This window comes from Myxococcales bacterium, from assembly GCA_016717005.1.
GTDB lineage: Bacteria > Myxococcota_A > Polyangia > Haliangiales > Haliangiaceae > UBA2376.
Genome location: JADJUF010000037.1, coordinates 403,125 through 425,657, shown reverse-complemented (window position 1 = coordinate 425,657; position 22,533 = coordinate 403,125). Strand labels below are relative to the sequence as shown.

Below are 22,533 nucleotides of genomic sequence, written 5' to 3'. Positions count from 1 at the left end.
TCGGTCGCGCGGCCGGGCGTCCGCCGCCATCGCAGCCGCCGGGTGGCGGATGGCGGGCCGCCAGGGCACCAACCGCGATCCGATCCCGGCAGCGCGCCGCCCATGTCGTCGGCGCCGGCGCCGCACACCTCGCCGGCGCTGGTGCAGCCGGTCGCGCCGCCGGCCGGGACCACGGCGCACACGCCGAGGGTCGCGCCGGCGGCCACGTTGCACAGGCCGCTGCAGCACTCGCTGCCGAACTGGCAGGTGTCACCGATCTGGGTGCAGTGCGACGGCGCGTCGTTGCAGACCCCGCCGTCGCAGTAGTGCGAGCAGCAGCCGGCGTTGGCGCCGCAGGCGTTGCCCGAGGTGCTGCCTGCGCGCGCCGGCTACGTCGCCAGGCGGCCGTCGACCAGCGTCAGCGTCCGCGCCGCGAGGCCGGTGTGCACCGCGGGATCGTGGGTCGCGATCACGACGCCGGCCCCGGCGGCGGCGGCGGCGGTGAGCAGCGCCGCCATCGCGGTCAGCGCGGTCGCGTCGAGGCCGTTGTCGGGCTCGTCGAGGATCAGCGCCGGCGGCGCGCCGATCAGCGCCGCGGCCAGGCACGCGCGGCGGCGCTGGCCCAGGGACATCTTCGCGAACGGTCGGTCGGCGACCGCGTCGAGCGCCAGCGCGGCGTGGACCTCGGGCGCCAGCGTGGCGCCGCCGCGCAGCCCGCCGACCAGCGCCCACAGCTCGGCCGCGGTCAGGTGGCCGGGCGGGTCGGCGCCCTCGGGGACATAGCCGACCCGGCGGCGCGCGCCCGAGGTGGCGCCGGCGATCGCGACCCAGCCGCGATCGACCGCGAGCGCGCCGGCGATCATCGCCAGGGTCGTGCTCTTGCCGGCGCCGTTGCCGCCGATCAGCGCGACGATCTCGCCCGGCGCGATCGCGAACGACACCTCGTCGACGACCCAGCGCGCGCCGCGGCGCTTGCCGAGCCCGCGCACCTCGATCGCCGGGGTCATCGGCGCGGCGCTCCCGCGGCCAGGCCGGCGCCGACGCCGACGATCGCCGCGACGCCGGTCAGCGCCAGCACCCCGATCGCGATCACCGACGCCAGCGCGAGCCCGGCGGCGCCGGCCGCGATCGCCTGGCCGGGGTTGGGCGTCGTCGCCGCGCGCCCGGCGACCGCGGTCATCGCCAGGCCCAGGCCCAGGCCGACCGCCGCGGCGATCGCGACGATCGCGCCGACGTGCGCGGCCGACGGGGCGCCCAGCGCGATCGCGGTGGCGCCGGTCAGCGCGCCCAGGCTGGTGCCGACGCTGGCGAGCACCACGACCGCGGCGATCGGGACCGCCGCGCCGGCGGAGGCCGCCGCCAGCCACGGGGTCAGGGCGCGGCGATCCTCGACGACGACGGTCGCGATCGCCGCCAGGCCGCACGCGATCGCGACCGCGCCGCAGGCCCCGACCAGGGCCGCCGACGCGCCGGCTCCGACCTGCGCGCTGTGCACCATCGCCGCGCCCAGCGCGCCCGCCAGCAAGGCCAGGCCGGCGGCGAAGCCGAGGCTGCCGCCGCGGCGCCGGACGATCGCCCGGAGGTGGACGCCGATCAACGCCGGCACCGGGGCCCGCCAGCGCGGCCGCCCGGGCGCCCGGACCCAGCGCTGGGCCGCCGCGGTCACCGCCAGCGACGTGGTCGCCATCGCCAGCCACGACAGGGCCCCGACCGCGCCGCCCGCCGGGATCGCGATCGCGGCCCAGGGCGCGTGCACCCCCAGGGCCACCAGCACCCGCGTCATCGCCTCGAGGCCCGGCGCCCCGGGCAAGCTGCGCAGGAGGTCGAGGCCTGGCGCCGCGACCGCGGCCCGCACCGCCGGCGTCAGGAGCACCAGCCACGCCAGCGCCACCACCAGCACCAGCCGCGGCGCGCCCACCGCCAGCGCCGCGACGTCGCGCGGGCCCAGGCCGTTGCCGCCGAACACCGCGCCCCCGACGATCGCCACGCCCAGCCACGCCGGCAGCGCCCGCCGGAACCCGGCGCGACCGAGCGCGCCCGCCCACACCCGGGCGGCGTGGACCCAGGCCCCGGCGGTCGGCGACGGCGCGCGCATCGGCGTGACCATACAGCTTGACCCGGCCCGACGCTGGCCCTATGTCTCGACCGCCATGCAGTTCATCGACGAGGCCACGATCCAGGTCAAGGCCGGCGATGGCGGCAACGGCTCCGCGGCGTTCCGGCGCGAGGACAACGTGCCGCTGGGCGGGCCGTCGGGCGGCGACGGCGGCGACGGCGGCAGCGTCGTGTTCCGGGCCGACGTCCAGCTCAACACCCTGCTCGACTTCCGCTACCGCCGCCACTACAAGGGCGGCAACGGCGAGCACGGTCGCTCCAAGGATCAGTACGGCGCCGCGTCGCCCGACCTGGTGCTCCGGGTCCCGGTCGGCACGATGATCTACGACGCCGCCACAAGCGATCTGCTGGCCGACCTCGCGGTCGACGGCGCCACCGCCGTCATCGCCCAGGGCGGCAAGGGCGGGCGCGGCAACATCCACTTCAAGACCCCGTGGAACCAGGCGCCGCGCACGTGCGAGCCCGGCGGCGTCGGCGAGGAGCGCGCGCTCCGGCTCGAGCTCAAGCTCCTGGCCGACGTCGGGCTGCTCGGCTACCCCAACGTCGGCAAGTCGACGTTCATCTCGCGGGTGTCGCGGGCGCGGCCCAAGGTCGCCGACTATCCGTTCACGACGCTGGTGCCGAACCTCGGGGTCGTGCGGCTGTCCGACGAGCGGACGATGGTCATCGCCGACATCCCGGGCCTGATCGAGGGCGCGGCCGAGGGCGCCGGGCTCGGCCACCAGTTCCTGCGCCACGTCGAGCGCTGCCGCGCGCTCCTGCACATCATCGACGACACCTTCACGACCGGCCCCGACCGCGATCCGGTCAAGGACTTCGACGTCATCAACGGCGAGCTGGCCCGGTACGCGCCCGACCTGGTGCGCACGCCCCAGCTGGTCGTGCTCAACAAGCTCGACGCCGGCACCACCCACGGCTCGGTCGACGAGCTGGTCGCGCAGTTCGCGGCCCGCGGCGTCACGCTGCACACGATGTCGGCCGCGACCGGCGACGGCGTCGACGCGGTGCTCGAGGCGCTGTGGCGCCTGAGCCACCCGCGCCCGGCGTGAGGGCTGACGGCGGCGCCGGCCAGCGCCCGCGCGCGGTCATCCTGCGCGCATGCCGCCCGTGACCCGCGCCGAGTTCTTCCGGCCCATCGGGCGCGCGGTCGCGGTCGCGGGGCTGGCACCGCCGCGCACCTCACGACGCTGGCGGGCGACGATCCAGTCACCGTGACCTCCAGCGTGCTCAGCCACGCACATCAGGTCACGGTCTATTGCGTGTGACCGGCGCCTCGTTCCTGGCCGCTGGCTGGGCAACGCGATCGGAGAGGCGCGGGGTAGGCGCGACCCCATCCGCCGCCGGTGGCAAAATTCACCCCTGATTTCAGGTTTCTGCAAGATCGTGACGGCGGTCAAGACCAGGGGCGAGCGGGTTTGATCCATCCCCGGGCGGGTGTTACAACTACTCCATTCCACTAGAGATTGGCCGAGCCGTCCCTCGGCCATCGTGGACCGGTTCGCCGGTGCGGAGCCCCATGCGTCAACACCCGTCTATCCGCCGCGGTCTCGACCGCACCACCGTCACTGTCCTCGCGCTGGCGCTCGCCAGCGGTGTCGTGGCGGCCCAGCCGGGCACCACGCCGACGACGGGCACGCCGACGCCGACGACGGGCACGCCGACGCCGACGACGGGCACGCCGACCACGGGCACGCCGACGCCGACGACCGGCACGCCGACGCCGACGACCGGCACGCCGACGCCGACGACCGGCACGCCGACCACGGGCGCGCCGCTGCCGGGCACGCCGACGACCGGGCCCACCGACCCGACCGATCCCAACCAGACCGCGACCGCCGACACCGTCGACCCGGAGTCGATGCCGGTCAACCTGCGCCTCCGCCGCCTCGAGCAGCGGGTGCAGGCGCTCAAGGAGCGGGCGTGGCGCGCCAAGGCGCGCACGACCCAGCTCAAGGAGGCGGTCATCGGCGGCGGCGTCGGCGCGCAGGCGACGCTGGTCCACGACAACAAGATGGGCAGCTCGTTCCGCCTGATCCGCCTGGTCTACGCGCTCGACGGCACCCAGGTGTTCGCGCGCGCCGAGGAGACCAGCCCGAACCTGTACAAGACCAAGTCGTTCGACATCCTGACCGGGCCGATCTCGCCCGGCAGCCACTCGATCAGCGCGCTCGCGGTCTACCGCGGCCACGGCTACGGCGTGTTCAAGTACCTCACCAAGTACACGTTCACCGTCCGCGCCAGCCACACGTTCACCGCCGCCGAGGGCAAGGCCACGCGCATCGAGGCCTCGGGCTTCGAGAAGGGTGGCCGCACGACGCCGCTCGAGAAGCGCCCGGCGATCGACTTCAAGGTGACGGCCGGGACCGGGGAGAAGTAACCATGCGCGGTCGCTCGCGCACCGCGCTCGCCGCGGTGCTCTGGACATGCGGGGCCGGTGCGTTCGCCGGCCCGGTCGGCGCGGACGTGCTCGACGACATCGGCAAGCAGCTGGTGACCGTCGAGGGCGAGGCGCGCGATCTCGGGTCGGGCATCCAGAAGCCCACCAGCCAGCCGCGCAAGGCCGACGTCATGGCGCGCCGCTTGATCGACGCCCAGGTCGCGTTCGGCGTCGGCAACTTCGACAACGCCGCGCTCCTGCTCTACGACTACGTCGCCCAGGGCACGACCGCCGGCACCACCCGCGGCCGCGACCACGACACCGCGCTCTACTACCTGGCCGAGTCGCTGTTCCAGAAGAAGGACCGCGTCGCCGCGCGCACGTACTTCAGCCAGCTCGTCAAGGAGCAGGCGACGAGCAAGTACTACCAGCAGTCGCTCGAGCGGCTGATCGAGCTGTCGCTGATCCTCGGTGACCCTGACGGTGTCGACGGCTGGCTGGCCGATCTCGACCGCGTGCCCGGCGACAAGCGCCGGCCGTCGGTGCCGTACGTGCGCGGCAAGTACGCCTTCGCCAAGGGCGACTTCGCCGACGCCGAGACCTGGTTCGCGCAGGTGCCGGCCGCCTCCGAGTACGGCTTCCAGAGCCAGTACTACCTCGGCAGCACCTACGTCGCGCTCAAGGAGCTCTGCAAGGCCACCCAGGCCATGGCCGCGCTGCTCGATCGCGAGCCGCGGACCGACGACGACGCTCGGGTCAAGGAGCTGGCGCAGCTCGCGCTCGGCCGCCTGTACTACGAGCGCGATCAGCCGACCAAGGCCATCGACAGCTACCTGCTGCTCGACCGCAAGAGCGACCTGTTCCCCGACGCGCTCTACGAGGTCGCGTGGGTCTACGTGAAGTCGCAGCAGTACGACAAGGCGCTGCGCGCGCTCGAGCTCCTGGCGCTGGCCGACCCGACGTCGCAGCGCCTGCCGACGGTGCGGATCCTCGAGGGCAACCTGCGCGTGCGCAAGGCCCAGGCCATCCACGAGAAGGTCATGGCCGGCCTCGACACCGGCAGCTCCAGCGGCACCGAGGAGTACGCCAAGGCCACGACCTTGTTCAACGACATCCACGGCGTCTACGCCGAGCCCCACGACCAGCTCGCGAAGATCATCGCCGAGAACGAGGAGCCCCAGGCGTTCCTCGCGCAGATCACCGGGCGCGCGTCCGAGACGTTCCAGACCAACTCGACGATGCCGGAGATCGCCGCCGCCTGGATCCGCGACGAGCCCAACGTCAACCGGGTCATGGTGGTCGAGACCGATCTCGGCGACATCGCCAGCGAGATCCGCGAGGCCGAGCGCACGATCGAGCGCCTCGACGCGGTCATGGCGTCGTCCAACCGGGTCAACATCTTCCCGTCGCTGGCGACCAAGCGGTCGCGCTCGACCGAGCTGCTCGAGGACCTGCTGGCCATGCGCGAGCGCCTCGCCGACGACGAGCACGCGCTGGCCGAGAAGGGCAACTCGGGCGCCCAGCTCGCCGCGCTCGCGCCGTTGACGCAGCGCCGGCGCGCGCTGTCGGCCCAGCTCAAGGCCATGCCCGACGCCGCGGTCAGCTATAGCGCCCGCGTCGAGAAGGCCCAGGGGGCGTTCGACGAGGTCGACCGCCAGGCGGCCGAGGCGATGGTCACGATCGACACCACCCAGGCCACGGTCGTGGCGCTCGACAAGTTCGTCAAGGAGTCGCCGGAGCCGGCCGAGCCCGCGGCCAAGCAGGCCTGGATCACCCAGCGCCTCGACGCCCAGAAGATCATCGTCGAGCTCAACCTCGAGCTGCAGCAGATGCACCAGGAGCTCGACGCGATCCGCCGCGAGGTCGTGCTCGGCCGCGACGAGGCCGGCAGCGGCGACGCGGTCTCGCTCCAGGCCCGGGCGCTGCGCGATCAGCTGCGCACGGCGCTGGCCGACGAGCACCGCGCGGCCGCGCGCCTGACCCTGGCCGACCCGGCCCGGGGCGGCAAGCTCGGGCAGCTGATCGACCGCGCCGACCGGGCGATGACCCAGCTCGACACGGTCAACGCCACGATCGATCAGATCGTCGAGGCGGCGCTGACCGAGGTCCGGGACACGATCACCTACGAGAAGGCCGAGCTGGCGTCGTACCGGCGCGAGTTCCTGCTGTACGAGGCCGAGTCGCGGGCCCTGGGCGGCACCGTCCTGGGCCAGGCGTTCCTCGACGTCAAGACCAAGTTCTACGACGTGCTGGTCCGCTCCGACGTCGGCGTCGTCGACGTCGGCTGGTCGAAGAAGGAAGAGTCCGACGAGGACCTGTCGCGCCTCAACGTCGAGAAGCAGCGCGAGATCAAGCAGCTGCGCGACGAGTTCGCCGACCTCATCCGCGAGGCCAAGGACGCCGAGCCGCCGCCGGCGCCGACGCCCCCGCCCGAGCCTGACGCCCCCGCACCCGACGCCACGCCGGGAGGCACCCCGTGACCGCGATCCGCCCTCGTCCGCTGCGCGCGCGCGGCTCCTCCTGGATCGCCGCGCTGGTGGCGGTCACCGTCGCGGCCGGCTCGGCCGCGGCCCAGCCCGGCGCCGAGCCGTGGACCCAGCCCGCGACCGGCCCCGGCCTGGGCGTGCCGTCGATGGCGGCGCCGCTCACCGACGCCGAGCGCGCGGCGCTCAAGGAGGTCGAGTCCGAGTGGGCCCGCTACGTCGGCCAGGCCGAGGAGCACCACAAGCGGCTGCGCGATCAGCTGCTGCGGTCGTTCAACGACAAGACCGCCGACCTCGAGGCCCGCTACGCCGAGCGGATCGCCGACGCCACCGCCACCAAGGCCGAGCGCCAGCGCGCGATCATCGAGCAGCTCGAGAAGTTCATCGCCGATCACCCCGATCATCAGCAGTTCACGCCCGACGCGATGTTCCGGCTGGCCGACCTGTACCTCGACGTCGCCGACGACGCCCTCGACCTCGCCGCCGCCGACGCCGAGCCGCTCGCCGACTACAGCAAGTCGCTCGAGCTGTGGGAGAAGGTCGTCACGCAGTTCCCGGCCTACCGGCAGATGCCGTCGGTGCTGTACCTGCTCGCCTACTACGGCAAGCTCAAGGACGAGCGCCGGTCGATGGTCCTGTTCCTGTCGCTGACCTGCGCCAACCGGTACCACTGGGACGACGTCGCGCCGCCGGTCCCGACCAAGGAGGAGGCGCTCGCGCGGATCGATCGGCCCGAGCTGACCGATCCCTACGCCGACTGCACGCCGTGGCCCGACGCCGATCCCGAGCTGGTCCGCCACGCCTGGGTCCGCGGCCTGGCCGACTACCACTTCACCGTCCCCGGCGAGCTCGACGAGGCCATCTCGGCCTACAACAAGGTCGTCACCGCCGCCAAGGACTCGCCGCTCTACGCCGAGGCCCTCTACAAGCTGGCGTGGTCCTACTACAAGCGCGACAAGCTGATCGAGTCGATCCAGCGGTTCGACGAGTCGGTCCGGCTCTACGACGACATCGTCGCCAAGGGCGGCATCCCGACCCTCGAGCTGCGCGAGGAGTCGCTGCAGTACATCGCGATCGGCTTCACCGACCCGTGGAAGGGCGAGACGGATCCCGATCCGATCAAGGCGTTCGACCGCGCGCGCGAGTTCTACAACGGCCGCGAGAACGAGCCGCACGTGCGCGACGTCTGGGAGGCGCTCGGCGGCGCGTTCATCGAGCTGCAGGCCTACGACCAGGCGGTCGACTCGTACCGCATCGCCCTGGGCCCGCCGTGGGAGCTCAACCCCCGCAACCCGGTCGTCCACCAGGCGATCGTCGAGGCCTACGAGGCCAAGGGCGACAAGTTCGCCGCCGACGAGGCCGCGGCCCAGCTCGCGACCCGGTACGCGCCGGGCACGGCCTGGTACACCGCGAACGAAAAAGACCGCGAGGCGATGGAGAACCAGCGGCGGATCGCGGAGCGCGCGCTGTACGCCTCGGCCCGCAACACCCACCTGGCCGCGACCAACCTGCGCAAGGAGTACGAGGCCGGCGGCAAGACCGAGCCGGCGCTCAAGGAGGAGTACCTGGCGCTCTACGCCTCGGCGGTGAAGCTCTACCAGACCTTCGTCAAGCAGTACCCCGAGAGCGACTACGCCTACGAGTTCACCTACTACCAGGGCGAGGCGCTGTTCTACAGCGAGCGCTACATGGACGCGGTCGAGCAGTACAAGTGGGTGCGCGATCACCGGGACCTGTCGGAGGCGTTCTTCCTCGACGCCGCCAAGAGCATCCTGGCGAGCTACGAGGCCGAGGTCGCCAAGCAGGTGGCCGCCGGCCAGCTGGCCGAGCTGCGGGTGCCGAGCGCCGACGAGCTCAAGGCCATGCCGCAGCCGCTGCAGCCGATGCCGATCCCGGCGCTGTACATCGAGATGCAGGCGCAGTGGGACGACTACCAGAACGTCGTCAACGATCCCCAGACCGCGCCGCAGCAGGGCATCAACGCCGCGCTGGTGAGCCTGGCGTACCTGCACATCGACGACGCGATCACGCGCATGGACAAGGTCATGACCAAGTTCTGCGGCGTGCCCGAGGCGATCGCCGCCAAGGACGGCCTGCTGGCCCTGTACGAGGCCACCGGGCAGCTCGAGAAGTTCACCGAGGTCAACAACAAGTTCATCAGCCAGAAGTGCGGCGACGCCAAGGCGATCGCCGCGGCCCAGAGCCAGAACCGCTCGGTCGAGTTCTTGAAGGCCGGGCAGCAGTACGGCGAGGGCAACTTCCTCGCCGCCGCCGAGAGCTTCTACCGCTACTACAAGATCGCCCCGGCCGCCGACGCCGACGGCCCGACCGCGCTCTACAACGCCGCCGCGGCCTACATGCAGGCCAACCGGCCCAAGACCGCGATCGCGCTGTTCAAGGAGTTCACGCAGAGCAAGGAGAAGAACTACCGGGAGAGCCCGTACTTCCTCGAGGCGATGCGGCTCACCGCCGCGAGCCAGCAGAGCGTGTTCGACTACGACGCGGCGATCTCGACCAACCTCGAGCTGTACGCGGTGGCCAAGGACGCCAAGAAGCGCGGCATCAAGCCGCCGCCGCCGCTGCCGGGCGAGGCCCAGCGCACGACCGATCAGATCGCCCTCGAGGCGCTCTACAACGCCGCGTTCCTGGCCGAGCTCAACCGCGACTTCAAGAAGGCGGTCGACCTGTTCGGCAAGTACGACAAGGAGGAGACCGACCGCGGCAAGCGCAGCGACGCCGCCTGGGAGGTCGTCATGATCTACAAGACCTCGGGCGACATCACCAGCCTGGTGGCGGCGGCCGAGCGCTGGCGCAAGGCCTTCGGCGCCGACGCCGGCAACGAGGACAAGTTCGTCCAGTCGTACTACGACACCGCGGCGCTGTGGCGGCGCAAGGGCAAGACCCGGGACGCCGAGGCCGCGGGCACGCAGACCACGACCGCGTGGGTGACGCGCGGCAAGATCAAGAGCGGCAAGGGCGCCAAGCTGGCCGGCGAGTGGACCCTGTACTTCGCCGAGAAGTACTTCACCGCCACCTTCCAGACCTACAAGATCACCGAGGTCGCCAAGACCATCGACCGGTCCAAGGCCATCAAGGCGGCGCTCGAGAAGGTGACGCTCGCGGCCCAGGACAAGTACGTGGCGCTCGACGAGTACGGCGTCGCCGAGTACTCGATGGCGGCCAAGGTGCGCTTCGGTGAGACGCTGTCGCAGTTCGCCGAGAAGCTGGCGCAGGCGCCGACGCCCAAGTACGTGCTCGACATGGACAAGAAGAACCCCGACGCCGGCGCGGTGTCGGCCTACGAGGAGGGCCTGGCCCGCAACCTGGCCAAGTACGTCGACCAGGCCAAGCTGCAGTGGACCGAGGTGGTCAACCTCGCGAAGAAGAACGGGATCTCGAACAAGTGGAGCCAGCTCGCCCTCGAGAACCTCAACCGGGAGTTCCCCGACGAGTTCCCGGTGCTGCACCAGGAGCTGTTCACCGGCACGGAGGCCCCATGAGCGACGCGGCCCACCCTCGCGAGGCGGTAGATCGTTCGGCCGGCCCGCGCGTCCGTAGCGTCGTGCGTCGTCTCGGAGCCCTCGGCCTGGTGCTCGCGCTCGCCCTCGCGGCGTGCGGCGGCAGCAGCAAGAAGAAGGCGACGACGCCCGGCGCCGGCTCGGGCGCTGGCTCGGGCGACGCGGTCGGGATGAACGACACCGGCGACCCCGACGGCACCGGCGCGCCCGGCGGCGGCGGCAGTGGCGCCGGTGGGGACGTGACCCTGCCCGGCGGCGGCGGGGGCGATGACCCGGCCGGCGGCGGTGGTGACGGCGGCGGCGGGGACGACCCGCTCGCGTCCGAGCCGGCGCCCCCGCCGATCGTCGCGCCGAACCTCGACATCCCGCCCGAGCAGGCCCGGGCCGAGGTCGAGCGCCACCTCAACACCGCCAAGACGATGCTGGCCGCGGCCACGCCCGATCCCGACGGCGCCATCCTCGAGGCCAAGGCCGCGCTGGCGGTCGATGGCACCAACGTCGACGCGCAGATCGCGATCGCCCACGCCTACTACCTCAAGCGGCTGACCGACACCGCCGAGGTCATCCTCGACACGCTCTACAACAAGCGCCGGGCCGCGGTCGAGAGCAACGCCTACCTCAACTACGTCTACGGCCTGATCTACGATCGCAACAACGAGCCGGCGCGCGCGTTCGCGGCCTACCGCAAGGCGGTGTCGCTGGCGCCCAACTTCGCGAGCGCCCTGATCAACCTCGGGGTCCACCAGCTCGACAACAAGCAGTACGGCGACGCGGTCGGCACCTTCGAGCGCCTGACCTCCTCGCTCAACCGCACCGACGCCGCGACCTGGTCGTCCCTGGGCTCGGCCTACCGGGGCCAGTCAGCCGACTACGACCCCGGCAGCGGCAACGCCAGCTCGCTCCTGGGCAAGGCCGAGACGGCGTACAAGCGGTCGCTGGCCGCCAACAAGAGCTACGGCCCCGCCTACTACAACCTCGGCCTGCTCTACCTCGACGCCGATCCGTTCCCGGACGGGGGCGGCGCGATGGACACGCTCGTGCGGCTCAACCGCGCCAAGACCTACTTCGACGAGTACAAGAACATGCCGGGTGTCGACCTGGCGCTCTACGACGAGCGCATCAAGGACGTCACCAAGCTGATCAAGCGCGAAGAGAAGAAGCGCAAGAAGAGCGGAGGTGGCTGATGCGCGTGCGCGCCGTCCTGGTGTCCATCACCGCGCTCGCCGGCCTGGCCGGGGGCGCCGCCGCTGACGCGCCGGTCGCGTTCCACGTCGTCGACGCCGGCGGCCACCGCCGGATCGTCATCGACACGCCGGTCGAGATCACCGGCCGCGCGCCGGCGCCCGCGGTCGCGGTGCTGACCGCGCCGCCGCGGATCGACTACCAGTGGCCGGCCGACCTCGACTCGTTCCTGCCGCGCATCCTCGCCGGCCTCGCGCAGGTGCGGCCGTGAGGGCCGCGGCGCTGGTGGTCGCGGCGCTGGCCGTCGCCGCCCCCGCGGTCGCCCGGGCCGAGGGCTGCGACGACGAGAACGGCGAGAAGAAGAACGACGGCAAGAACTTCCACATCGAGTACCGCAACGGCCAGAAGGTCCACGTGATCGACACCGTGATCGCGGTGTGCGGCAAGGTCCCGCGGCCGAGCGTCGTCTACGTGCTCCAGGCCAAGAACATCAACTACGAGTGGGAGACCCTGAAGCAGGACTTCCTCCCGCTGATCCTCGCCACCGTCACCAAGGCCCCCTTCTGATGGCGACCGCCCGACACCCCCAGGGTTCCTCCGCGCGTGGCAACGGCGCCGCGCCGCGGCCACGCATCCTCCGCGTCGGCGTGCTGCTCGGCGGCAAGATCGTCGAGGAGCGGCTGATCCGCGGCCGCGCCGACGTCACCGTCGGCCAGTCGAGCAAGAACACGTTCTCGGTGCCGCTCGAGGGCCTGCCCCGCGAGTGGACGCTGTTCAAGTCCCACGAGGGCACCTACTCGCTCGACTTCACCGGCCAGATGGACGGCCGCCTGTCCGACGGCGACAAGGTCCAGACCCTGGCCGTGGCCCGCGAGGGCGGCGCCCGGCGGATCGGCGATCACTTCAGCCTGCCGCTCGGCGACCACGCCCGCGGCAAGGTGTCGATCGGCGACCTGACGCTCCTGTTCCAGTTCGTCACCGAGCCGCCGCTGCAGCCGCGGCCGCTGCTGCCGCACTCGGTGCGCGGCACGCTCGCCGATCGCATCGACCCGCGCCTGGCGGTGATCGTGGCCGCGTCGGTCGCGCTGCACTTCGGCTTCATGATCGCCGCGATGCAGTGGGATCCGCCCGGCTCGGGCGGCATCGCCTACCGCGCGGCCAAGCAGACCTTCGCCGAGGACAGCGTGCCGGTCTCCTTCGATCAGCCGCTCGCGATCCCCGAGCAGGGCGACGAGGGCAAGGCCGAGGACAAGCCCGCGGAGAAGGAGCCCGACAAGGGGCCCGACAAGAAGCCGGCCGGCGACAAGAAGCCCACCTCCGACAAGCCCGCCGACAGCGGCGGCGGTCGCGACAAGAACGACGCGGTGGCGCTGCAGGAGCAGGCCGGGGCCGCGGCCGACGCGCTGTTCTCCGACGACGAGACCGGCAGCGGCGTCGCGGGCGCGATGGCGTCGCGCGCGCCGGGCTCGGACCTCGGCAAGCAGCTCGACGAGGTCGCCAAGAGCGGCGCGACCACGTCGATCGGTGGCACCGGCGGCCGCAGCACCCGCGGCACCGGGGATCCTCGGGTCGGCACCGGCACCGGGCCCGGCGTCACCGGCCCCGGCGGCCCGGTCAGCGCGACCGGCCCCGACGGCAAGACCGGCGAGAAGGTCCCGACCGGTCGCATCACCGCGACCGACAAGAAGACGTTCGACGACTCGACGCTCACGCCCGACGCGGTGCTGCGCAAGATCTTGAGCGCGTACATGGCCGGCCTCAAGCGGTGCCACAAGGAGCTGCTCAAGACCGACCCGACCGCGCGCGGCAAGATCAAGCTGTCGTTCACGGTCAACGAGAGCGGCCGCACCGTCAGCCCCAAGGCCAACGGCTTCGCCGACAGCCTCGACAGCTGCATCCAGGGTCAGATGGGCAACTGGCGCTTCGACATCCCCAAGGACGGCGACGGCGAGCCCACCGACGCGTCGTTCGAGATCGCGCTGCAGCTCGTCCCCGAGTGACGCCAGATCTCGCGGCGCGGCCGCCGCGGTCGCGCCGACGGACGGCTGCTGCGGCGAAGCCTGCGGCGCTGGCGTTCGGCGGCCCCGGCGGCAGCCGTCGCGACGCCCCCCCGCCCCCCCGCCCCCCCCCCCGGGCCCCCGGCCCCGCCCCCCCCCCCCCCCCCCCCCCCCCCGCCGGCCCCCGCGGCCCCCCCCCCCCCCCCCCCCCGCCCCCCCCCCCGGCCCCCCCGCCCGGGTCACGACAGGAGGTCGACGTCGACCGACGCGCCCGGGATCGGCGGCAGCCGTCGGCGACGCCGGGGTCACGACAGGTCGACGTCGACCGACGCGCCCGGGATCGGCGGCGGGCCCTTGCGGACCTTCGCCAGCGCGCCCTTGAGGTCGACCTCGACCTCGACCTCGACGGTCAGCCCGGCCAGCGCGGTCGCGGGCAGGTCGAGCGCCGACGCGAGCGCGCGCAGGAACGTGTCCTCGGCCAGGTCGAGCTCCTCGTCGGCGTCGTTCACGGCGTCGACCAGGTACAGGACGCGCTTGCGGTCGTCGATCGAGTCGCCGCGGAACGGCGCCGCCGCCGCGCGCAGGTCGAACCGGGCCGGGTCGAACCCCGCGATGCAGGCCTCGATCTCCGGCGGCACCGCGCCGTCGCACAGCTCGGTCAGCAGGTCGCGGACGGCGTCGCGCTCGCGCTGATCGAGCCGGCCGTCCGCGTGGGCCGCGCCGAGCAGCAGATCGCACAGGGGCAGCAAGCGGTCGGTCGACGTCATGGGCCCACGGTACCGCGAACCGGCGGCCGGGGCACCGTGGTGTCCGGGCGCGGCTACTCCGTCGGCTCGGCGTCGCCGGGACCGATGTCGCAGGCGTCGACCGGGTTGCGGTTGTCCTCGGCGCACTGCTCGACCGGGGTGACGGTGTGCGTGGGCGTGCCGTCGTCGCCGACGGCGACGCAGCACGTGATCTCGCGCGGCACGTCATCGGGCCGTGGTCCGTCGGGAGCCTTCTTGGCCGGACCACCACAGCCCAGGCTGAGGGGAGACGACGGTGGCGAGGGCGAGCAAGGTCTTCATGGGCGGCATTGCGCCATGAACGCAGCCCACGCGCAAACATTACGGCCGCTCGCCGGCCCGCGGCGGCGGGCCTGGCCCCGAAATCAACGCCGGCGACACGGCGGCCGCGCGCCACCCCGCGGCGGTCGAGCCCGCGATGAGCGTCGGCCACACGGCCACCGGGCGCCGTCCGGACCGGGCCGGCCGGGCCCGAAATGAACGCCGGCGTGCGACTGACGTCTAAGCTGGAGTTGCGCCCCCCGTCCGTCCTCCCTACCTTCGCCGGGTCCATGCCTCGGGTCGCCCTCGTCCTCATCCTCGCCGTCAGCCTCATCGCCGCTTGCGGCGATCCGACGCCGAGCCGGTATCCGACCCAGAGCTTCTACACCGAGGACACCCGCCTGGGCCCCGACGATCAGCTCGACGTGATGGTCTATCTCGGCGGCGGGGCGCAGAAGCTCGAGGACGTGAGCAAGGTCTACGGCGTCTCCGCCGACGGCTCGATCTCGTTCCCGATGATCGGCACCGTCATGGTCGCCGGCCGCAGCCCCGGCGACGTCGAGGAGGAGCTGCGCGCCCGCCTGGCCGACGGCTACATCGTCAACCCGAACGTGACGGTGCAGGTGAAGGAGTACAAGAGCAAGAAGGTGTCGATCACCGGCGAGGTCCGCAAGCCGGGCACGCTGACGTGGCGCCCGGGCATGACGATCAACGAGGCGGTGTCCGAGGCCAACGGCTTCACGGCGATGGCCAAGCCCAACGCGGTCGTCGTCACGCGCCGCAACGATCAGGACGGCGTCATCAAGTTCACCGTGCCGGTCGAGCGGATCTTCAACAACAAGTATGCGCAGTTCTACATGCGGCCGGGCGACTCGGTCTACGTGCCCAAGCGCCTGTGGTGATGGCGTGGCGGTGGCGCGTCGCGGGTCGCGGGGAGGAGCGGCAGCCGTGAGGCTGACCGCGCACCATGCGCAGCCGTGATCGCTACGCGCTCGTCGCCACGGCGATCGCGCTCGCGCTGGCGGGCGCGCTCGTCGGCGGCGCGACCCGCTGGGCCGCGTGCGTCGCGGCGCTGGCGGCGATCGCGACCGCGGCCGCGCACCTGACCTCGCGCCGCACCGCCAGCCGCCCCAGCCTGCTGGTGGTGCTGGTCGCGCTCGCGTTCGGCGTCACCGCGCTGCAGCTGGTGCCGCTGCCCGAGGCCATCGCCACGATCGTCGCGCCCGAGAAGTGGGCGCTGGTGACCGAGCACGCGAGCGCGCTCGGCGAACGGCCGCCGCGGTGGGTCGTGACGTCGCAGGATCCGCCGGCGACGCTCGTCGAGCTGGCGAAGCTGGCCGGGTACCTGGCGCTGGCGTGGGGCGCGACCCGCATCGCCGCCCAGCGTCGGAGCCGGCCGTGGCTGGCCGCCGCCGCGGTCGGCGCGGCGACGCTGGTGGCCCTGATCGGCCTGGCCCACCGCGTGGTCGGGGCCACGCGGCTCTACGGCGTCTTCGCGATGCCGGTGCCGGGCCTGGTCCCGGCGCCGCTGATCAACGTGAACCACCTCGCCAGCCTGACCGCGCTGGCGGTGCCGCTGGCGATCGGCCTGGGGCTGACCTGGCGCGGCGGGCGCCGCATGACCGCGTTCGGGGCCGCGCTCGTGCTGGCCGCGACGGCGCTGCTCACGTCGTCGCGCGGCGGCGCGGTCGGGCTGGTGGCCGGGCTGGTGGTCGCGGCGGTCGTGCTGGTGGCCCAGCGCCGGGCCGGCGTCGTCGACGACAACCGCCGGGCGCCGGCGTCGGTGACCGTCCCGGCGGTGGTGGTCGCGGCGTGCGCGCTGACGCTGTTCGGCGTGGTCGCGGCCCGGGACGTCGCGATGGAGCTCCACGACACCCGGCTCGAGGAGCTGTCCGAGTCGAACAGCAAGTACCAGGTGTGGTCGGCGGCGGCGCCGATGATCGTCGACAACCACTGGCTCGGCGTCGGCCACGGCGCGTTCGAGGACGCGTTCGCGCGACGGGCCGAGGTCGGCGGGGTCACGTACTCGCACGCCGAGAACACCTACCTGCAGGCGGCGATCGACTGGGGCGTGCCCGGCGCGGTCGCGCTCTTGCTGGCGCTGGCGGCGCTGGCGCGCGCGGCGATCGCGCGCTGGCGCCACGGGCCGCTGGAGGCCGGCGCGCTCGGGGCGCTGGCCGCGGTCGCGATCCACGATCTCGCCGACTTCAGCCTCGAGATGCCGGTGGTGGCGATGACCACGATCGCGGTCGCGGCGCTGCTCGCGCCGGCGCGGCTCGGGGTCGACGACGCGCGCGCGCCGGTGCCAAGGCGCCTGGTCGGTGCGCGCGGCGCGCTGCTCGCGGCGGCGGCGCTGGCGGTGGCGCTGGCGGCGTCGCCCCTGGCCCGGTCGGGTCGAGTCGAGCGCGCGGCGCTGCCGCCGGCCTCGGCGTCGACCGCGCTGGCCGCCTCGACCCGCGTGCTCAGGCGCCACCCCGCCGACGGGCTCGCCGCCGGCCACGTCGCCGCGGCGATGTTCGCGCGCCAGGATCCTCGGGCCGGGCGCCTCATCGGGCGCGCGCTGTACCTGCGGCCCCGCCACGGCGGCCTGCACCTGCTGGCCGCGCGCATCCTCGCGCGCTCGCAGCGCGCGGGCCAGGCCGCGGTCGAATACGCGCGGGCGATCGAGCTGGCGCGCGACGTCGGGCCGCTGATCGACGAGGTCCTGGCGCGCCTGCCCGGGGTCGACGACGACGGCGTCCCCGAGGCCGCGCGGGCCATGCCGGGCGAACGGCGTCAGATCGGGCGCGTCGGCTCGGCGCTCATGATGCGTGGCCGCCACGACGTCGCGTTCGCCTACGCCAAGCGCGTGGTCAGCCTCGATCCCGCGCGCTACGAGGCCCAGTTCATCCTGGCCCTCGCCGCCCGGGCGCTGGGGCGCCACGGCGACGCGCTGGCCGCCGCCGATGCGGCCCACCGGCTCAAGCCCGGGCCGATGACCGCGCTGGCCCGGGCCCAGGCGCTGGCGGCCCTCAGCCGTGGTCCCGAGGCGATCGCGCAGCTCAACGACGCGCCGCCGCCCGAGACGCCGTCGCAGCGGGTGCAGCTCGCGGCCGCGCTGGCCGGGCTCCAGCGCGCGGCCGGCGACCTCGCCGGCGCCCGGGAGACCCTGGCCGTGGCCGCCGCCCGGCTGGGCGACACGCCCACGTTCGAGGCTCAGATCCGCCGGTCGCTCGCCAGCGTCGAGGACGCCCTGGGCCACGCCAACCAGGCCACCTGGGAGCGACGACGGGCCGACGAGCTGGACCCGCCGAAGGATTCCGGAGGGGTACGAGACCCGTAGGGCCGACCCGTGGGCTGGCGGTCGACGGCGCGACGGTCAAATGATTCCGAATGATTACGAGGCAATGGCGGCGGCGCTGAAGTTGTCACGGCGCTGGATCTGAGCGCCGCCGTGGCGCACCATCCGCCTGAACGCCACGGTCGCCCCGGGCGACTAAGGATCCACCGTGTCGAAGTCTGCCGTGTCCGCCCCCGAGCCCGAGGCCCTGTCCGCGAGCATCCGGCGCTACCTCGAGATCCTCCGCAAGCGCCTGTGGGTCGTGATCGCGTGCGTCGCCGTCGGCGTCACCGGCGCCGTGCTCTACACGATGCGCCTGCCCAAGATCTACCAGGCCAGCGCGACGATCGTGGTCAACCCGCAGGCGCCGCGGGTGTTCGGGAACCAGGCCGACGAGGTGTTCGAGCTCGGCACCGGCAGCTACTGGTCGAATCAGGAGTACTACAACACCCAGCTCGACATCATCGCGGGCTTCCCGCTGGCGCGCGAGACCGTCCAGCAGCCGTACCGCGACGGCAGCTACGTCGACCGCCTGGTCCCGAAGACCGCGTATCCGCAGCTCGCCGACACCGAGCGGATCGACCTCGCCGCCGACCTGCTCAAGGGCAAGCTGTCCGCGACCCAGGCCAAGGAGAGCCGGATCGTCGCGATCAACGTGCGCGACGTCGACGGGGCGCTGGCGCAGGCGCTGGCCAACGAGCACGTCAAGTCGTACGTGGGCTACATGCGCGGCAAGCGCTCCAAGGGCTCGGGCCAGGTGTCGAAGTTCCTCGCCGGCGAGGGCGACGCCGCCGAGCTCGACCTGCGCGACGCCGAGCAGAAGCTGTACGAGTTCCGCAAGGCCCACGACATCCTGTCGGTGTCGCTCGAGGACAAGCAGTCGATCCTCGCCGCTGACATCACCCGCTACAGCGCCGCGCTGGGCGACGCCCGGGTCAAGCGCACCGAGCTGGGCAGCCAGCTGCGCAAGGCCCAGTCGCTCAAGGGCGAGGAGGTCATGGAGTCGCCGGTGTTCGCGCTGGTCGGCGCGTCCGACGCCTACGACACGCTCAAGAACCAGTACCAGCTCGAGAAGCAGAAGCTCGACGAGGTCAAGAGCCTGTGGGGGCCCAAGAGCGACAACTTCACCCAGCAGGAGCGCAAGGTCGCGCAGATCTACGCCGGCCTCGAGGCCGAGGTCCGGCGGGCCGTGCGCGAGCTCGACGTGCGCCACGCCGCCGCTCAGGCCACCGAGAGCGCGCTGGTCGCCGAGCTCGAGCGCCTCAAGCAAGAGGCGATCGCCCTGGGCCCGCTGGCGATCGACTACAACCGCCTGGCGCGGCAGCAGAAGAGCGCCGAGGACAACCTCAACATGCTGCGCGGGCGCCTGCGCACCAGCGAGCAGGAGGGCCGCAACGAGCAGACCAACGTCGAGGAGCACGAGCCCGCGCGCGGCGCGTACCTGGTGTACCCGCGCATGTCGGTCAACGTCACGCTGGCGCTCATGGGCACGCTCCTGCTCGGCGTCGGCCTGGCGTTCCTGCTCGACTACCTCGACCGGACGATCAAGACCGCCGCCGACGTCGAGCGCCTGGTCGGGGCGCCGCTGCTCGGCATCATCCCGATCGTGACCGAGGTCCACGGCGACGATCCCAAGTCGCAGATCGATCGCGACCTGTACGTGTTCCGCAACCCGACCTCGCAGGCGGCCGAGTGCTGCCGCTCGATCCGCACCAACATCCTGTTCTCGGCCGCCGACCGGCCGATGAAGACGATCACCGTGTCGAGCCCGCGGCCGCGCGAGGGCAAGACCACGTCGACGCTCTACATGGGCACGATCATGGCCCAGAGCGGCCAGCGCGTGCTGATGGTCGACACCGACCTGCGCCGCCCGCGCCTGCACAAGTCGCTGGGCGTGTCGAAGAACCGCGGCCTCACCAACCTGATCCTCGGCGACGCCAGCATCGACGACGTGATCAAGTCGACCGACATCCCCAACCTGTACATCCTGCCGTGCGGGCCGCAGCCGCCCAACCCGGCCGAGCTGCTCCTGACCAACCGCTTCAAGCAGGTGCTGGCCGAGCTCGAGACCCGGTTCGATCGCATCCTGCTCGACTCGCCGCCGGTGCTGGCGGTGACCGACGCGGTCGTGCTGGCGCGGCTGTCGTCGGGCGTGATGCTCGTGGCCCAGGCCGGCAAGACGCTGCTCGACGACGTCGCCCACTCGGCGCGGCAGTTCCGCGACATCGACGCGCCGATCCTGGGCGTGATCCTCAACGACATGGACATCACCGACCGCCGCTACGGCGGCTACTACTACGCCTACGGCGGCTACGGCGAGAACTCGCCGACCCCGCCGGCCGAGGCCGAGGCGTCGTGAGCCCCAGCCCGGATCGCTCGGCGCGGTGGACCGGCGCGTCGCCGGCGCTGTCGGGGAGCCACCCGGCCCTGGGCGGCCGTCGGCCGAGCCACGCGGCGGTGATCATGCTCGACCTCGTGCTGGTGATGGCGGCGGGCATGGCCGCGTACATCGCCCGCTTCGAGGGCGGGATCCCACCGACGTTCTTCCGTCAGCTCGCGATCGTCATCCCGGTGCTGGCGGTCCTCCGGGTCGCCGCCAACCAGCTGTTCGGCGTCTACCGGATGGTCTGGCGCTACGTCGGCCTGCGCGAGGCGCTGCGGTTCGCCCAGGCGACCGCGGTCGTCAGCGCGCTGCTGCTCCTGGGGCGCCTCCTGCTGGGCCAGATCAATGGTCACTTCATCTTCCCGTTCTCGATCATCGTGATGGAGGGGGCGCTGTCGTTCCTCGGGATGGTCGGCGCGCGGTTCCTGCCGCGGATCCGCAGCGAGCGGACCCGCACCGACTCGGGCATCCCGACCTTGATCATCGGCGCCGGCCAGGGCGGCCTCGAGGTGGTCAAGGAGGCGGCGCGCCACCCCGAGCTCGGCATCCGGCCGATCGGCTACCTCGACGACGATCCCCACAAGGCCGGCATGGAGATCGGCGCGCTGCGCGTGCTGGGCACCGTCCGCGACGCCGATCGCGTCGTGCGCCACACCGGCGCCGAGCGCGTGATCATCGCCAGCACCTCGATCCCGGCCAAGGTGGTCGGCAAGGTCATCGACGCGTGCAACCCGCTCGGCGTCGAGGTCCGGATCGTCAAGGGCACCTACGACTACCTCGACGGCTCGACCCCGAGCGCCGGCGACTCGACCGGCCTGGTGCGCGAGGTCCGCATCGAGGACCTGCTGGCGCGCGATCCGGTGCCGCCGTCGCTGTCGCGCGACGATCTGCGCGGCCACTACGGCGGCAAGCGGGTGCTGGTCACCGGCGCCGGCGGCTCGATCGGCTCGGAGCTGTGCCGCCAGCTGGCCGCGATGGGCGTGTCGCCGCTGTTCCTGGCCGAGCGCGACGAGACCAACCTGTTCGAGATCGAGCGCGAGCTCGCCGGCATCAAGAACCAGGGCGCGAAGATCACGCCGGTCCTGCTCGACGTGATGGACGCCAAGGCGGTCGAGCGGGTGTTCAAGGAGCTGCAGCCGCAGATCGTGTTCCACGCCGCCGCGTACAAGCACGTGCCGATGATGGAGCGCTTCCCGTGGGAGGCGGTCCGCAACAACGTCTTCGCGACCCGGCAGCTGGCCGAGCTGGCCGACGAGCACGGCGTCGAGTCGTTCGTGATGATCTCGACCGACAAGGTCATCAACCCGACCAGCGTGATGGGCGCGACCAAGCGCTTCGCCGAGCAGCTGGTCCAGGAGATCGCGCCGCGGTCCAAGACCCGGTTCTCGTGCGTGCGCTTCGGCAACGTGCTCGGCAGCCGCGGCTCGGTCGTCGGCATCTTCCGCGATCAGATCGCGCGCGGCGGGCCGGTCACGGTCACCCACCCCGAGGCCACGCGCTACTTCATGACCATCCCCGAGGCCGCCAACCTGGTGCTCCAGGCCGGGACGATCGGCGCCGACGGCGAGGTGTTCCTGCTCGACATGGGCGAGCCGGTCAAGATCATCGAGCTGGCCCGGCAGATGATCCGGCTCTCGGGCTTCACCGAGGACCAGATCCCGATCAAGGTCGTCGGCACCCGCCCCGGCGAGAAGCTGTTCGAGGAGCTGTCGACGACGGCCGAGAACCTGTCGCCCACCGACGTCCGCAAGATCTTCCGGTGCCGGCCGGTGCCCATCGACCCCGCGCGCCTGAACGCGCTCACCGAGCGCCTGGCCTTCCTGGTCAAGGCCCGCGACGGCGACGGCGTGCGCGAGGTGCTGCGCGACCTCGACATCGGGTACCAGATCACGCCCGCGCGCCAGGCGTGAGCGGCGGGGGTGGCTGGCGAGACGTCGCGGCGAGTGCGGTGGTGGCGACCCGCCGCGGTGCGTGCGCGACTGTCGGCGCGCGAACATGGCTGGCGTGCGCGGCCGCACACGCGCGCGGCTGGGCGTGCGCGGCTATCGGCGCGTGCGGCTGGCTGGCGTGCGCGGCCGCACGCGCGCGCAGTTCGTGCGCCCCGCGCGCTGGGCCTGCGCGACGGCGCGCCCTA

Annotated in this window: 17 protein-coding genes; 13 read left to right on the top strand and 4 right to left on the bottom strand. The window is 72.8% G+C overall.

Features of this window, described 5'->3' with window-relative positions:
* Window positions 1–102 precede the first annotated feature (102 nt).
* The gene (locus tag IPL61_25440) at window positions 103–306 is read left to right on the top strand and encodes a hypothetical protein (GenBank protein ID MBK9034571.1); all 204 of its coding nucleotides are present in this window, start codon (window positions 103–105) and stop codon (window positions 304–306) included.
* Window positions 307–368: 62 nt separating this feature from the next.
* Here IPL61_25440 and IPL61_25435 read toward each other — a convergent pair whose 3' ends face one another.
* Window positions 369–986 carry an ATP-binding cassette domain-containing protein gene (locus IPL61_25435; protein ID MBK9034570.1) on the bottom strand — a complete coding sequence of 206 codons (618 nt, stop codon included), beginning with the start codon at window positions 984–986 and terminating at the stop codon, window positions 369–371.
* On the bottom strand, window positions 983–2,074 hold the full coding sequence (locus tag IPL61_25430) for a hypothetical protein (protein ID MBK9034569.1): 1,092 nt from the start codon (window positions 2,072–2,074) through the stop codon (window positions 983–985). The genes IPL61_25435 and IPL61_25430 overlap by 4 nt, the downstream gene beginning before the upstream one ends.
* Window positions 2,075–2,129: 55 nt before the next feature.
* On the opposite strand from IPL61_25430, the gene obgE reads away from it, so the two are divergent.
* The 8 genes from obgE (at window position 2,130) to IPL61_25390 (ending at window position 13,654) form a co-directional block, all read left to right on the top strand.
* Window positions 2,130–3,143: a GTPase ObgE gene (gene obgE, locus IPL61_25425; protein ID MBK9034568.1), complete on the top strand. Its 1,014-nt coding sequence runs from the start codon at window positions 2,130–2,132 to the stop codon at window positions 3,141–3,143.
* Between the two features lie 467 nt (window positions 3,144–3,610).
* Entirely contained in the window at window positions 3,611–4,471 is an 861-nt protein-coding gene (locus IPL61_25420) for a hypothetical protein (GenBank protein MBK9034567.1), read from the top strand.
* Between the two features lie 2 nt (window positions 4,472–4,473).
* Window positions 4,474–6,951, top strand: coding sequence for a tetratricopeptide repeat protein (locus IPL61_25415; GenBank protein MBK9034566.1), 2,478 nt, complete (start codon window positions 4,474–4,476; stop codon window positions 6,949–6,951).
* Window positions 6,948–10,454: a tetratricopeptide repeat protein gene (locus tag IPL61_25410; GenBank protein MBK9034565.1), complete on the top strand. Its 3,507-nt coding sequence runs from the start codon at window positions 6,948–6,950 to the stop codon at window positions 10,452–10,454. The genes IPL61_25415 and IPL61_25410 overlap by 4 nt, the downstream gene beginning before the upstream one ends.
* A gap of 62 nt (window positions 10,455–10,516) precedes the next feature.
* A complete protein-coding gene (locus IPL61_25405; GenBank protein MBK9034564.1) occupies window positions 10,517–11,656 on the top strand; it encodes a hypothetical protein in 1,140 nt (379 codons plus the stop codon).
* Window positions 11,656–11,925, top strand: a complete 270-nt coding sequence (locus IPL61_25400) for a hypothetical protein (protein ID MBK9034563.1) — start codon at window positions 11,656–11,658, stop codon at window positions 11,923–11,925. Before IPL61_25405 ends, IPL61_25400 begins: the two co-directional genes overlap by 1 nt.
* Window positions 11,922–12,221 carry a hypothetical protein gene (locus tag IPL61_25395; protein ID MBK9034562.1) on the top strand — a complete coding sequence of 100 codons (300 nt, stop codon included), beginning with the start codon at window positions 11,922–11,924 and terminating at the stop codon, window positions 12,219–12,221. The genes IPL61_25400 and IPL61_25395 overlap by 4 nt, the downstream gene beginning before the upstream one ends.
* 80 nt (window positions 12,222–12,301) lie before the next feature.
* Window positions 12,302–13,654 (top strand): AgmX/PglI C-terminal domain-containing protein, encoded by a 1,353-nt coding sequence (locus tag IPL61_25390; GenBank protein ID MBK9034561.1) that lies wholly within the window; start codon window positions 12,302–12,304, stop codon window positions 13,652–13,654.
* Window positions 13,655–13,956: 302 nt separating this feature from the next.
* Here IPL61_25390 and IPL61_25385 read toward each other — a convergent pair whose 3' ends face one another.
* Window positions 13,957–14,418 carry a TerB family tellurite resistance protein gene (locus IPL61_25385; protein ID MBK9034560.1) on the bottom strand — a complete coding sequence of 154 codons (462 nt, stop codon included), beginning with the start codon at window positions 14,416–14,418 and terminating at the stop codon, window positions 13,957–13,959.
* 53 nt (window positions 14,419–14,471) lie between these two features.
* Window positions 14,472–14,621: a hypothetical protein gene (locus tag IPL61_25380; protein MBK9034559.1), complete on the bottom strand. Its 150-nt coding sequence runs from the start codon at window positions 14,619–14,621 to the stop codon at window positions 14,472–14,474.
* Between the two features lie 366 nt (window positions 14,622–14,987).
* On the opposite strand from IPL61_25380, the gene IPL61_25375 reads away from it, so the two are divergent.
* The 4 genes from IPL61_25375 to IPL61_25360 all read left to right on the top strand — a co-directional run bounded on the left by IPL61_25375 (window position 14,988) and on the right by IPL61_25360 (window position 22,309).
* The gene (locus IPL61_25375) at window positions 14,988–15,599 is read left to right on the top strand and encodes a polysaccharide export protein (GenBank protein MBK9034558.1); all 612 of its coding nucleotides are present in this window, start codon (window positions 14,988–14,990) and stop codon (window positions 15,597–15,599) included.
* A gap of 65 nt (window positions 15,600–15,664) precedes the next feature.
* Window positions 15,665–18,019 carry an O-antigen ligase family protein gene (locus IPL61_25370; GenBank protein ID MBK9034557.1) on the top strand — a complete coding sequence of 785 codons (2,355 nt, stop codon included), beginning with the start codon at window positions 15,665–15,667 and terminating at the stop codon, window positions 18,017–18,019.
* A 166-nt stretch (window positions 18,020–18,185) separates the two neighbouring features.
* Window positions 18,186–20,375, top strand: coding sequence for a polysaccharide biosynthesis tyrosine autokinase (locus IPL61_25365; GenBank protein ID MBK9034556.1), 2,190 nt, complete (start codon window positions 18,186–18,188; stop codon window positions 20,373–20,375).
* Window positions 20,372–22,309 (top strand): polysaccharide biosynthesis protein, encoded by a 1,938-nt coding sequence (locus tag IPL61_25360; GenBank protein MBK9034555.1) that lies wholly within the window; start codon window positions 20,372–20,374, stop codon window positions 22,307–22,309. Before IPL61_25365 ends, IPL61_25360 begins: the two co-directional genes overlap by 4 nt.
* The last annotated feature ends 224 nt before the right edge of the window (window positions 22,310–22,533 follow it).